This is a genomic window from Shewanella sp. TC10 (genome assembly GCF_009663145.1).
Taxonomy (GTDB): domain Bacteria; phylum Pseudomonadota; class Gammaproteobacteria; order Enterobacterales; family Shewanellaceae; genus Shewanella.
Genome location: NZ_VKHR01000041.1, coordinates 1 through 13254, shown reverse-complemented (window position 1 = coordinate 13254; position 13254 = coordinate 1). Strand labels below are relative to the sequence as shown.

At 38.4% G+C, this 13254-nt stretch carries 11 protein-coding genes and 1 rRNA gene; 6 read left to right on the top strand and 6 right to left on the bottom strand.

Annotation, left to right across the window (positions count from 1 at the left end):
• Positions 1-42: 42 nt before the first annotated feature.
• The 3 genes from FNZ24_RS14255 (at position 43) to FNZ24_RS14245 (ending at position 2198) form a co-directional block, all read left to right on the top strand.
• Positions 43-888 (top strand): DUF6279 family lipoprotein, encoded by an 846-nt coding sequence (locus FNZ24_RS14255; RefSeq protein ID WP_153915397.1) that lies wholly within the window; start codon positions 43-45, stop codon positions 886-888.
• Positions 889-972: 84 nt separating this feature from the next.
• Entirely contained in the window at positions 973-1557 is a 585-nt protein-coding gene (locus FNZ24_RS14250; RefSeq protein ID WP_416384843.1) for a DoxX family protein, read from the top strand.
• A gap of 92 nt (positions 1558-1649) precedes the next feature.
• On the top strand, positions 1650-2198 hold the full coding sequence (locus FNZ24_RS14245) for an NAD(P)H nitroreductase (RefSeq protein WP_153915393.1): 549 nt from the start codon (positions 1650-1652) through the stop codon (positions 2196-2198).
• Positions 2199-2340: 142 nt separating this feature from the next.
• Here the strand turns inward: FNZ24_RS14245 and FNZ24_RS21725 are convergent, their stop codons facing one another.
• Positions 2341-2547, bottom strand: coding sequence for a hypothetical protein (locus tag FNZ24_RS21725; protein ID WP_153915391.1), 207 nt, complete (start codon positions 2545-2547; stop codon positions 2341-2343).
• Positions 2548-2748: 201 nt separating this feature from the next.
• Entirely contained in the window at positions 2749-3450 is a 702-nt protein-coding gene (locus FNZ24_RS14235) for a glutathione S-transferase (protein ID WP_153915389.1), read from the bottom strand.
• Positions 3451-3742: 292 nt separating this feature from the next.
• Here FNZ24_RS14235 and FNZ24_RS14230 point away from each other — a divergent pair, with 292 nt between their 5' ends.
• Complete coding sequence (locus FNZ24_RS14230) at positions 3743-4720, top strand: rhodanese-related sulfurtransferase (protein ID WP_153915387.1); 978 nt, start codon at positions 3743-3745, stop codon at positions 4718-4720.
• A 332-nt stretch (positions 4721-5052) separates the two neighbouring features.
• Here FNZ24_RS14230 and FNZ24_RS14225 read toward each other — a convergent pair whose 3' ends face one another.
• The 4 genes from FNZ24_RS14225 to ppk1 all read right to left on the bottom strand — a co-directional run bounded on the left by FNZ24_RS14225 (position 5053) and on the right by ppk1 (position 11397).
• On the bottom strand, positions 5053-5892 hold the full coding sequence (locus tag FNZ24_RS14225; protein WP_153915385.1) for a nitrate- and nitrite sensing domain-containing protein: 840 nt from the start codon (positions 5890-5892) through the stop codon (positions 5053-5055).
• Positions 5893-6168: 276 nt separating this feature from the next.
• Complete coding sequence (locus FNZ24_RS14220) at positions 6169-7311, bottom strand: methyl-accepting chemotaxis protein (RefSeq protein WP_153915383.1); 1143 nt, start codon at positions 7309-7311, stop codon at positions 6169-6171.
• A 448-nt stretch (positions 7312-7759) separates the two neighbouring features.
• Complete coding sequence (locus FNZ24_RS14215; RefSeq protein ID WP_228768496.1) at positions 7760-9268, bottom strand: Ppx/GppA phosphatase family protein; 1509 nt, start codon at positions 9266-9268, stop codon at positions 7760-7762.
• 2 nt (positions 9269-9270) lie between these two features.
• Positions 9271-11397 carry a polyphosphate kinase 1 gene (gene ppk1 / locus FNZ24_RS14210; RefSeq protein ID WP_153915381.1) on the bottom strand — a complete coding sequence of 709 codons (2127 nt, stop codon included), beginning with the start codon at positions 11395-11397 and terminating at the stop codon, positions 9271-9273.
• A gap of 329 nt (positions 11398-11726) precedes the next feature.
• Between ppk1 and yegD the strand changes: the two genes are divergently transcribed.
• Positions 11727-13091 (top strand): molecular chaperone, encoded by a 1365-nt coding sequence (gene yegD, locus FNZ24_RS14205; protein WP_153915433.1) that lies wholly within the window; start codon positions 11727-11729, stop codon positions 13089-13091.
• 78 nt (positions 13092-13169) lie between these two features.
• Positions 13170-13254: ribosomal RNA gene (locus FNZ24_RS14200) — 23S ribosomal RNA — on the top strand; the annotation flags it as partial.

The following is a 13254-nucleotide window of genomic DNA, read 5'->3' as shown; positions in this document are numbered from 1 at the left end:
CTATTATTCTAAATCAATACACTTGGTTTAGGAGAACGTCAGTTGAAGAAGTCATTCGTTCCATTATTACTAGTGGTTTTTTTAGTTGGTTGCTCAACTAAATTTAGTTATTTCTTTCTCGATTGGGCCATTGAATGGCGGGTTGAGGAGTATGTAACTTTTGATAAACAGCAACAAAAACAGTTTGATGTCCTGCTGGACAAGTTTCTTATATGGCATCAAAAAGATGAGCTGCTCAGATATAGTCAACAACTGAAAACATTATCCAATGCCATCGAAACACAAACAGTCACTCCTGAACTGTGGCAGCAACAAGTCACGGATGCCAAAGCACATTGGTTTCGTATTTTTGACTTTGTTTTACCTGATTTGCTTCCCATTCTTGCAAGCCTTTCTGATGAACAAGTCAAAGAAATGATCGGACAATTAACACAAGATAATAAAGATTTGAATAAAAAGTATGCCGGTAAAACTCAGCTACAATTATTAGAAGATTCAAATGAAAAAGTGTTAGATAACATCGATGACTGGTTAGGTAGCGTAAGCCCCGAGCAAGAAACACTCGTAAAAAAATACAATAAGCAACGTATTGCGACACTTGATATGTGGCTTGAATATCGATTGGAATGGCTAAGACAGTTCCAGCAAGCAATTGAAATGCGCTCTGACACTGAGCTATTAGAAAAGCGTATGCGCTTACTGATGACATCACCAGATGAATTAAAGTCAGCTATTTACCAGCAGCATGTTGATCAGAATTCTAGATTGTTTGGTCAATTAGTCATTGATATCAACAGCAGTTTAAGCCCTAAACAAAGACAGCATTTCACCAACAAAATGGACGAGCTAATAACTGATCTAAGTGATCTTTCAAAAGAGATTAAGTAACCCCTGCGCTAATCAACACGTTTTGAAAGATTTATTCGCTTTGCTTGGTCTAGTAACGTAATGAACAGTATTTAAGGAATAAATATGAGCAATCTTTACCAGCAGTTTTTAAATTTTTTAAAACAAATTGAGGGTTTAGCTCCTTTAGCATTACGTGTTTACCTCGCGCCTGTGTTAATGCAGGCAGGCTATAATAAGTTATCTCACTTTAGTGATACGGCTGCTTGGTTTGGTAACCCTGACTGGGGGCTAGGTTTACCTATGCCTGAGGTAATGACGGCATTGGCTGCGGGTACTGAATTGTTTGGTGGATTCTTATTACTGATTGGCTTAGCAACTAGATTGGTTGCAATTCCAATGATGTTTACCATGTTAGTTGCTGCATTTGCAGTTCATATTGATAATGGCTGGCTAGCTATAGCAGATGCCAGCTCTTGGTTAGCGAATGATAATGTTGCTGCTTCAGCTGAAAAGCTGGCTGCAGCCAAGTCTATTTTACAGCAACACGGTAATTATGAATGGCTGACGAGTTCTGGTAATTTTGTTATTTTAAATAATGGTATTGAATTCGCCATTACATACCTATTTATGCTACTCGCCCTATTAATGCTAGGTGGTGGACGTTATACCAGTGTGGATTATTTTATCCGAAAACGGTTTATGTCATAAGATAAATAACGTAAAAATCCCACTTCTATGTGGGATTTTTGTTAATATCAGTCAGAACTTAATAAATGTGATTGGTATAAAAGGACATTACATTGGACGCATCAGAATTATTACTCACTAGACAATCCACCCCAAGATTAACCCTGCCAGCACCTTCAGAATCTCAGCTAGATTTTATTCTTAATGCAGGAGCAAGAGTGCCTGATCACGGTGCACTAACACCATGGGAGTTCATTATCGCGACCGGGGAGGGGCTTGATAAGTTAGGGGGTCTTTTTGTAAAAGCCGCTATTTCAAATGGCGCAGATGATGCTTTCATTACCAAAGCTAAAGGAATGCCACATCGGGCGCCAATGGTAATCACTATTGCCACTAAGCATCAACAACACCCTAAAGTGCCTTTGCTTGAGCAACAAATTGCAGCAGGTTGCGCTACAATGGCGATGCAACAAGCCGCGTTTTCTATTGGTCTTGGGGCTGTTTGGCGTACTGGTGACTTTGCTTTTAATCAAGAAGTGAATAAAGGCTTAGGCTTAGCAGAGGATGAACAAATTGTTGGCTTTTTATACGTAGGAACTCCAGCAGTTAAAGCGCCAGTGAAACCTTTAAAGCCAGGACGTCAGTTTGCCCGTTTTCTTTAAGTTATGAGCGGTTAGTTATGAGCGGTAAATTATTAGCGGTGAATGATGCTGAGGTTTACTGAGGTTAATTGAAACTGTAAATATGACGCTGCAAAGGTTAGCAGCGTCGGTATTGTTTATGTACCTTAAAAATTAAACTTATTTACTCACTTGGGTCTAATGAGTCCAGAGGCAATAAGTTTTGATAAATATAGTATCCCAAAGGCCCAAAAAACAGGCTAATTGTTCCCCATAAATATCTTCGTACATTATTGATATGGGCAGCCGTTGTTATTGCCCGATGACAAAACATGATATGTAAAATACTTAATAACAGTATTAGTAACATCACCAAATCCATTTGTTCCATGTCTACATCCTTGATTACTGCAAAGAGGCTTAATTAAGCTTAATCTCATTTTGGAATTTAGCAGTAAAAACAATAAAAAATCCATCTTATAGTTGACGTAACATACTTCAATTACACTTATTAATTCAATGGTTTTATTGAATATTTATACAAAAGTGTGAATCTACGCTTATTAATTAAGCACCTGCTTAACTAATCTGATCACTTTAACTTAGTTTGTAGCTCAATATTATCCAGCCATAATGGGTATTTACACATAACTGCTTGAAATAAATTGCTTTCAATATGTTTTGCAAGCCACAGCCTAACTCTTGGGTAGGGACTTTTTTCAAACCAGCTTTTATTAACGTGGGCGAACTGTCTGACAAACGGAAAAATGGCAAAGTCTGCATAGCTGGGTGAATCAGCAAATAAATGTAGTGATTGAGCTAACTTACTTTCAAGTAGTGCAATGAATTTGCATGCTTTTTCTCGGTAATATTCTTCACTATATTCAAGGTGCCTATCGGCATATTTATATTTATCTAACCAAGATTTAAACTCAGAATCGTTTTTTTCAATCAATGCGCGTGCTTCACTATTATCTAAAGAATCAATCAATACTTGATAATCTTGTTTGCATAAATATTCGTAATGAGAAGCTGGATATTGCTTTAGCGCGAAATTAAAAATATCTAAACTTTCTTCCAATACTTGCTCACTCGAATTATTGCTGTTGATTGGGTTTTCATTTTGCGGATTGACCACTAATACAGGCACGGTACCTTTAGGGGATGTTTCCAACATTTGGGCAGGCTTATTTTTAAGGATAATTTCGCGCACATCAGGGTTTAACGAAGACAAATGTAGGCCTAACCGGGCTCTCATGGCGTATGGGCAACGTCTAAAGCTATATAGGATCATAAGGTGAATTTTGTTTAATAATTAAATCAATATAGGTGCCATTCTAATGTGTTCATCAAAGGATTGTTAGTGGTAAATAACTAACGAGAGACTGCTTAATGTGATCAAGCTCAAATTGAATTGCCGTGAAGACTGTGATTAAGGTACAATTCTGCGCCTTTATTTGATACCAGTCTCGCTAAAAGCTTTTGCTAAGAACTCAAGCTTGGTGCTCTTAATGAATTGAGGCCGTTATCAGAATATTTTTTAACTAAATGCACTGGAAGTTAAGTTTCAGCTAGCGGAGAACCCCATGTCACAAGTTGTTGTTTGTGCGTTATACAAATTTGTCGCTTTACCTCATTTCGAAACCATTAGAGCCCCATTGCTAGCGCACATGGAAGATGCTGAAATCAGAGGTACCTTATTACTTGCTAAAGAAGGCATTAATGGCACTGTAGCAGGCAGTCAGCAAGCCATTGATGGTTTATTGCAATGGTTAGCGACTCAAGAAGGCTTAGCCGACATTGTGTGTAAGTTTTCGTTTGATGTAGACATGCCTTTTTATCGCACTAAGGTAAAACTTAAAAAAGAAATTGTGACCATGGGTGTAGAGGGGATAGACCCTCGTGAAGTCGTTGGTACATACGTTAAACCAAAGGATTGGAATGCACTTATTTCCGACCCTGAAGTATTATTGGTTGATACGCGTAACGATTACGAAGTCAAAATTGGTACCTTTAAAGATGCCGTTAACCCAGTAACAGAAACATTTCGAGAGTTTCCTGATTACGTCAAAGAAAACCTAGACCCTGCAAAACACAAAAAAGTGGCAATGTTTTGTACCGGTGGTATTCGCTGCGAAAAATCGACAGCTTATCTAAAAGAGCAAGGCTTTGAAGATGTTTATCATCTTGAAGGCGGCATTTTAAAGTACCTTGAAGAAGTAAAGCCTGAACAAAGCATGTGGGAAGGTGAGTGCTTTGTGTTTGATAACCGCGTCGCAGTGAATCATCAGCTTGAAAAAGGTATTTACGATCAATGTAATGCTTGCCGTATGCCTATTACTCAAGAAGAAATGCAGACAGAAGCATATGTACAAGGTGTAAGTTGCCCGCACTGTATCGATAAAATTTCTGATGAGCAGCGCCAACGCTTTATCGAACGTGAACGTCAAGTTCAGCTAGCAAAACAACGTGGTGAAGCGCACATTGGTAGCGAAGTAAAGCAAGTGATTGCGCAGCGCCGTAAAGATAAAGAGTCACTAAAACAAGCACAAAACGAAAGTTAGTTAGACAGAGCTTAGGCTGAATTTCATCTTGAGCATAGTGCGAAATTTGAAACTGAGCTTAGTGCGAAATTTGAAACTGAGCTTAGTGCGAAATTTGAAACTGAATTGTGAAAACGTACATACTATTTATTAGTGTGTACGTTTTTAAATGCAACTCTGATATTGAGAAGTGTAACTCTGATATTGAGATGAGCAGTTCTGATATTGAAATGCGATTCTGGTCAGTTAACAAGCCTTGTCTCAACAACATTTATACTGTGGTTTAAATTTTGATCTATAAAGTAAAAATACAAATTGTATAAACGCCAAAAAACTTTATTAAGCTTGTAGGCTTATGATAGTGCGGTATGTAATTGTTTTACTTGATGCTCAAAAATGGCATTCATTTTATCGATAGCGTCGCTTGCTAAATTAAAGTAGTGATTATTGTCGACTGATACTTTATCAACTTTAATCAAATCATTTTCAATCATCGTAATAAGTGTTGTCACATTTTCTGTCGCGTACTCTATTAATTTTTGGTGATTTTTCTGTTCTTCGGGTAAGCATGAAAGCTGTTTAAATGTGTTATCTGTAGTATCAGACATGGTTGTTATGAGGAAATTCAACCGTATTTTTTCAACACTCGAGCAAGCTTTTTTTACTGCAATCCCAGTTCCAAGCGCCCTTGATTGACCAATACTTTCAGTGGCCAATACTAGCTCTCGCCATACAAAGCCAATATGATTTAAAGTGGGTAAATGGTCTGCGGTGAGGTAGCACTCTTCTGCTATATCTTCGAGTAAATAACAAAGGTTTTTTATCATGACAGTATGCTGCTCAAAGCTGTTAGCTACCGACATATTTTTGCCTTGCACCGTGAGTCTTGACCAATGGTCGGTGAACGAAAGCCAACGCTCATTTTGATGGAGTAATGGCACCTTTAATTGTTGAGCTTGCGCAACAATCTTTCGATTGAGTATCAATAACTTTTCCTGGGTGGTGGTATCACCATTCAACTTAGCGGCTGATATACCACGGTGCTGCTGAACTAGGGTTATAATATTTTTTAATAACTGTATATATTGCAAGCCATTTTTTTGTTTTTTCTTGGTGCTGTTAGACTTTCTAATCTTGAGAAAAATAATCATCATAAGTACCAATGTAATACTCGATATCACGAAAACTTCCATATCAATTTATCCTTCTATTGATTAGGGTCTGTTAATCTTTCAAGGTTGTTTTTGCAGCGAATTGTTGGCCATTTATACAAGGCAGAGACTTTGTGGTGTAGTTATTCTACATAAAAAGTCGATAACGCAGTAAAAATGGACAACAAACCCTGCCCAAAGGGTTCGACTAAAAGCGTTTTACTCTTTGTTGGATGAATTTCGCTTAGATGACTAGGCATCAACTCATCCGCCTCGATTAAAACGCTTTTATTTCGAACAAAACTTAACCAGCAAAGATCAACAGGCCCTAGCCTGAGTTAATTCTCTTAGATGATTAGCGACTAATTCTGATTGTAATGCGACCTCAGCATTGGCACGCGCGCCAATAACAACTTTTTCAATATGCATGGAGATCTCATTGGTGGCAGCGGCTTGTTGCGTTGCGACGCCGCTGACTATTTCCATTTGATATTTAACCTGTTCAGTGGCTTGTTTTATATCGTCAAAGGCATCATCTACTTCTGTTACATTACCTATACAAAGGTTTGCCTGCTCCACCACTCCCGCCATGGTGATGACGATTTCGCCACTTTCTTTGAGAACCTCATTTATATTAGTGACTATGTGTTCGGTAGAGCATTGTGTCCGCTCTGCCAATGCTCTTACTTCTTCAGCAACAACTGCAAAACCACGACCAAACTCACCTGCACGAGCTGCCTCTATAGATGCATTTAAAGCTAATAAATTAGTTTGTTGTGAAATGTGAGCAATGGACTCGGTAATACTTTCTACGTTAGTGACCAGTTTATTTAATGACACCATTCGCTGTTGTGTTTTATCTGCTTTTTCACTGACATCTGCTACCGCTTCATGTAGCGACTTCAAAGCGTTCTGACCTTGAAGGGCAATTTCAGCAGCGTGGCAGGACGACTTATGGGTGTTTGATATTTCATTATTCACTTCAGCTAAAGACTGACTCATTTGAGTAATTGCTGCTGCAGTAGCGTTAGTCGCATCAGATTGCGACTGTACGTTATCTTTCACTTTTGCTGATGTTTCAATGACCTGTACGGCAGAATATTCGACTTCTTGATTTCTTTGTTGATGGTGAATATTAACTCGGGATAATTCTCGGTAAGTTTTTAATAAGGTATCTGTAAGGGGGGATTGAATTTGATTGCTAAAATGAATATCTCGATGGTCAAATTGATGGGTATTTATATCGCTGACGACGGCTTTAATTTGTTCTAATTGTTCGTTAATGACATAAAGAAACCCAATAAATAAATACAAAAAAATCGCATGAGAGATGAAAACAATATGATGACTAATGGTGCTTGTGAAAACAACAAATGAGTAAATTAAAATCGTTAAAATACAGCTTCCTTTAAAACCTAGTGCGTTAACTATTAAGTTAACAGGCATAAACATCGCGTTCATCGTTAAGTCCCTATAACCATTATTACTTTCTTAAAAGCAAGATGTGTTCCAATAACAAAAACGCATCTCATATTGGCTTTTAGACTTTAAACACTAAAAGTTGCTCCATAGTGGGGAAGGGGGTAAAAGAGCTTGCCTCATTTTGGGGAGGGTTTATAGAAGATTAACTGAGTATATTGTGTTAAAAGCAGAATTTAACAATCATTGCACCGTTCTTAGCATCGCACTTTGCACCATATATTGAACCGTAGATTGCACTATATATTGAATCCATACTATTTTTTGCATCAAAGCAGCGATTAAAGCCCTATGATTCCAAGCTTGACTCTAAAGATCAGTCTAAACATCAGTCTAAACATCAAGGCTATAGTTTGTTTTATCTATTCATAAAACGTCCTTGTTTTATTTCATATATTAAACTCAAGATTCAAAGATTTTAAACCCGAGCTTATTTAAAACTCAAATTAATACCTATAGTCGCTAGCTTCTTTTGTTCGGCATCTAAATCCTGTAGCAACAAATCGTTATGCTTTGATTGTTGTTGACGTTTTGTTTGTGGCAATTTGACCATAAATTCAGCCTGCTGGGCTTTAACTGTGATTTGTTGGTCATTATTAGACGTTCGGCCTAAGTTAAACAGTACAGCTAATCGCAGTATGGTTAATAAGCGAGTGAACGCTTGGCGCTGGCTATCGTCTGCGATGGTGATTGATAGATAATTCAGTTTCTTGCGATGATTGCCCACCAGTAGCGATAGCATTTGCTGCTGTTGTTGGTTAAAGCCAGGTAAGTCGCTGTTTTCTAATATATAGCTACCGTGCTTGTGGTGAGACTTAGAGTTGATGGATATGCCGATTTCATGAAGCTGACAGGCGCCTTCGAGTAACCAGCGATAATCTGCTAATCCCCATGGCTTATTAACTTGTTCAAACAGAGCTAAGGCCGTTTGAGTGACCTTATTCGCTTGGTTTGCATCAGTATGATAAAGCTGAGCCAAACTGGTTAATGTTCGTTGTCTTATATCATCTTGTTGTTCAATCTTAGCAAGCTCATAAAGGACACCTTCACGCAGAGCACCTTTTGCAGCTTGTAAATGCTTAATTTCTAACTGTCTAAAAAAACTGATTAAAATAGCTAGTCCTGCTGCGAGTAAAGGGATCCTTCTTTCATCTAGCTGCTCGAACTCTAGCTTTTCGATGCTGCCAATATTGATAAGGTATTTTTTCAAAATAAGCAGGTTTTTACTGGTTATGCCTTCACCATTATCTGTGATCTCACTAATGGCTTGTGTAATCGCTTTAGCTGAGCCTGAGCTGCCTAATACAAGAGACCAATCTTGATTAAAATACACTTGGCTTAAGCCTGAAAACTGTTTATCTGCCGCTTGAATTGCGTGTTTAAAAGCCTCTTTTGATAAAAGGCCATTAGCAAAAAAACGTTTGTTATAGCTGACACAACCACATTTTAAGCTAGCTAAATGTTTAGCGCGCTTTTCATTGCCGACAATAACTTCAGTAGATCCGCCGCCAATGTCGATGACGATATTTTTCTTCTCCAGCACTTGGCTATGAGCAATACCGGTATAGATTAAACGTGCTTCTTCATGCCCTGAGACCACATTAATTGGGTAGGGCAGTACTTTACGGGCTGCGGTTAAAAATGATTGACGGTTTTTAGCGACACGTAAAGTATGTGTCGCCACGATTCTGACTTGGGTTTTGGCAAGGTTTGAAAAGCGTTGACTAAAATCTTTAAGACATTGGACGCCGTTTTCTATTGCTGTCTCGCCAAGTACATTTTGACTGTCTAAATATTTGGCCAGTTGAACTTGGCGCTTTTCTTTATGCAATACCTGTAACAGCCCGTCTTGTTCGCGGGCTATGACTAAATGGAAACTATTAGACCCCATGTCGATAGCGACAAAATGTTGCGAGTCTTCTGCAATAACATCAGCCAAATCTAAGCCTCTTGTGGTAAATCTTGCGGTTTTTTGTTGTTATTTTTATTGGCAAGCGCATTGTTCACTTTCTTTTCATAACCATTGAGATATTGATGAATGGCCACTTGACTACGAAGTTTACGCTTATTACCTCTAGGGTGATAACGGTTATCTTGTTGCTGGTTAATGACCCTAGACTTTGTATTATCTTTAAATTGTAATGAAAGTATAGCAATAACCATTTGTTTTAACTGTTTTTCATAAACTGGAGTTGATACTTCAATGCGTTCGTCGATATTACGGGTCATCCAATCGGATGAACCAATAAACAGTTTCTCTTCACCAGCAGCATGAAACAGCATGACCCGTGAATGCTCTAAATAGCGGTCAATAATACTATAAACTTTAATGTTTTCACTTTGGCCAGGAATTTGTGGGATTAGGCTGCACATACCGCGAATAAGCATAGTAATTTTAACGCCAGCATTTGATGCTTCGTATAGCTTGTTGATCATCACATCATCTACCAAGTTATTCAGCTTAAGCTGAATACTGGCAGGTTTTTTTTGTTGTGCCTGTTTAATTTCATCGTCGATTAAGCCTAAAAACTTAACTCGCGAGTTATAAGGGGAAACGATTAAATGGTTAAATTCATCTTTTCGATAAGGTCGCTCAATTAAGTCAAATACTTGCTTCACTTCACCAGCGATATCTTGATTAGCAGTAAATAGCGAAAAGTCGGTGTAAAAACGTGCTGTGCCTTCGTTAAAGTTACCTGAGCCGATATGGCAGTAATATTGAGTCTCACCTTGTTCTTTACGACCAATTAAACATAGCTTTGAATGGACTTTTAAGCTTGGGATCCCATGATGAACTTTAACGCCAGCTTCGGCTAAACGGCGCGTCCAGTTAATATTAGATTCTTCATCAAAACGGGCTCTGAGTTCAATGACCGCTGTGACTCGTTTACCATTTTTTACAGCATCAATAAGGGACTGCATAATGTGACTTTTTTTAGCCACTCGATACAGGTTAATTTTAATAAACTTAACAGCAGGATCGTATGCGGCTTGTCTGACTAATTCAGTAAAATGCGAGAACTTATGATAAGGATAATTGAGCATAATATCTTTATGCCTAATGGCATCAAAACTGTTATCAAATGCTAAAAACTGTGAACTATCAATAGGGTGAAGTTTCTCGTTGACAAGCTTTTTACGACTCGGGTTAGGAAAGTCGATGAAATCTTTAAAGCTGTGATAACGACCGCCTGGGACTAAGCATTCTGTTGAGCTGATATGCAAGTGAGACTTCAGCATCTCTAACATTTCTTCAGGCATATTACGGTCATATACCAATCTAACTGGCTGAGCATTTAACCGTTTTTGAATACCTTTTGTCATCCGTTCAAGGGTGGTTTGCTCTAACTCGTTACTGATATTGTAATCCGCATCACGGGTCATTTTCATTGAGAAAACTTGGATGGTGTCAAACTCAAAAAATGGTCTAAATAAATCGTCTATGCAGTGGCGAATAATATTATCGAGTAATATTAAATGCTTAATCTTAGATGTTTTTTCAGTCGGCAGTTCTAAAAAACGCGGTACGTTTTTATTAGGTACTTCAACAAGTGCATATTCTTTTTTATCACCGCTTTGTAGGTTAGCCACAAGATAAGTCGTGCCATCGACTAAGTGCTGCACTAAGTCGCTATCTTCAGTGATAATATGTGGGGCAATATGACGTTTTAGCTGGTTTTTAAAATATTTTTTTAACCACGCACTGTGGAATTCACTCAATTGAGTTTCGTTAATTAAAAAGATATTACAACGAGCGAGCTCCTTCATTAAAACAGGATAAATTTGATCAAACTTATCTTGTAAATCTAAAACTTTATCCTGGATCTTTGTCATCAATTGTTGATATTGAAGCTGCTTTGCACTGATCCCTGAGACCAATATTGCTCGTCTCACAGCGGCGACTCTGACCTGAAAGAATTCATCCATATTACTGGAAAAAATACCTAAAAATCTCACTCGCTCAATTAACGGCACTGAAGCATCATAAGCTTCTTGTAATACCCGTTCGTTAAATGACAACCAAGAGAGTTCTTTATCGATGAATTTAAGATGACGGGATTCAGTCACAATTTGCTCCTGCAAAGCAATCTAGTGTGATTCTCACACTATCACTAAATAGGTAGTATGAAAATGATACTATAGGGTGGATATTGGTAATTAACTGTTTAATATGAACAAAATTCGAAATGTATTTTACTGCAGTAATATGACATTTTTGTGATTTTATTGAGTCGAACTCTGTTTTCTGCAAACTCAAAAGCGCAACAATTTGATTAAGCAAATTAAACCTTCTGATGAAATTGTCCGCTAAACAACAGTTAACGCTAAACTTTATAAGATCCACATTTAAGCTTGTGTTATTTTGAGCATTGATTTGAATTTTTGAGTGGTAAGTGATGTTTATTGGGTTTGATTACGGTAGTGCTAATTGTTCAGTTGGTATTGAAAAAAATGGTGAAGTTAGATTAATTCCGATCAATGGCGATAGTAATTTCTTATCATCCACTCTTTATGCACTGGACAGAGAGTTAATTGCCGAGGCTGTTTACCAACGTATAGCCCCAGAATTTAAAGTCGAATATGGCAAGTTACGCTCTGCACAATTAAGCCGCGCCAGAATGGTTCGCCACGATTTAGATATTTACCCAGATGAACAGGTTGTGTTTGTTGGCCCTGAAGCCATTGAAGCGTATTTAGACTTACCCGATGAAGGTTTTTATGTCCGGTCGCCAAAATCGTTTTTAGGAGCCAGTGGATTACGACCTGAACAAGTGGCTCTATTTGAAGATATTGTTACCTTGATGATGTTAGAGGTGATGTCCCGCGCTAACAAAATTATTGATGAGCCAATCACTCAAGCTGTTATTGGGCGTCCAGTAAACTTTCAGGGTATCGGTGGCGAATTAAGTAATCAGCAAGCACAAGCTATATTAGAAACTGCAGCGAAACGAGCAGGGTTTAAACAAGTGAGCTTTTTGTTTGAACCAATGGCCGCTGCTATGGATTTCGAATCTACCATGACTCGCAATCAAACCGTTCTGGTGGTGGATGTTGGCGGTGGTACCACAGATTGCTCGATGGTTAAAATGGGGCCAGATTTACAACACAAAACTGATCGTAGTGACGATGTACTCGGTCATAGTGGCCAGCGCGTTGGCGGTAATGATTTAGATATTGCCGTGGCGATGAACTGTTTTATGCCGCATTTAGGCTTAGGCTCACAACTCAAAACCAACTTGACGGTTCCAAGGCAACCGTTTTGGAATGGCGTGGCGGTAAATGATATTAGTGCTCAACGTGATTTCAATTCATTATCAACGGCAAAGTTAATTGATGAGCTAATCAAAGACTCGTTAAAGCCAGCGTTATTAACCCGTCTAAAGTCATTAAGACAGCATCAAATGAGTTACCAGTTTGTGCGTCAAGCTGAGCAATCTAAAATTGGTTTATCAACTGAGGCTGAGTTTAATGCCGATTTATCATTTATTGAGTCTCAATTTTCAGTTGCTGTAACGCAAACTGATTTCGAAATAGCCGTTGACCAGCCTATCGCCAAACTCGTCACCATAATGCAGCAAGCAGTTGAGTCGGCAGGGGAAATGCCTGATGTGGTTTATGTCACTGGCGGCACGGCTAAAAGTCCGGTAATTCATCAATGTATTGCGGATCAATTTACTCAGGCGGAAATTGTAGTTGGCGACCATTTCGGCAGTGTTACTAGTGGCTTAGTTCGCTGGGCTGGTAAAGTATTTAATTCTTAAGGAAAAGTAGATTTATGTTTTCTCTATCAAAGTTAGGTTTTAGCAAAAAAGTGTCATCTGCTTTACTCATTGTGGCAACKAGCCATGGGCAGGTTGAAGGTTGAGTAACATCAACTGGAGGACCGAACCGACTAATGTTGAAAAATTAGCGGATGACTTGTGG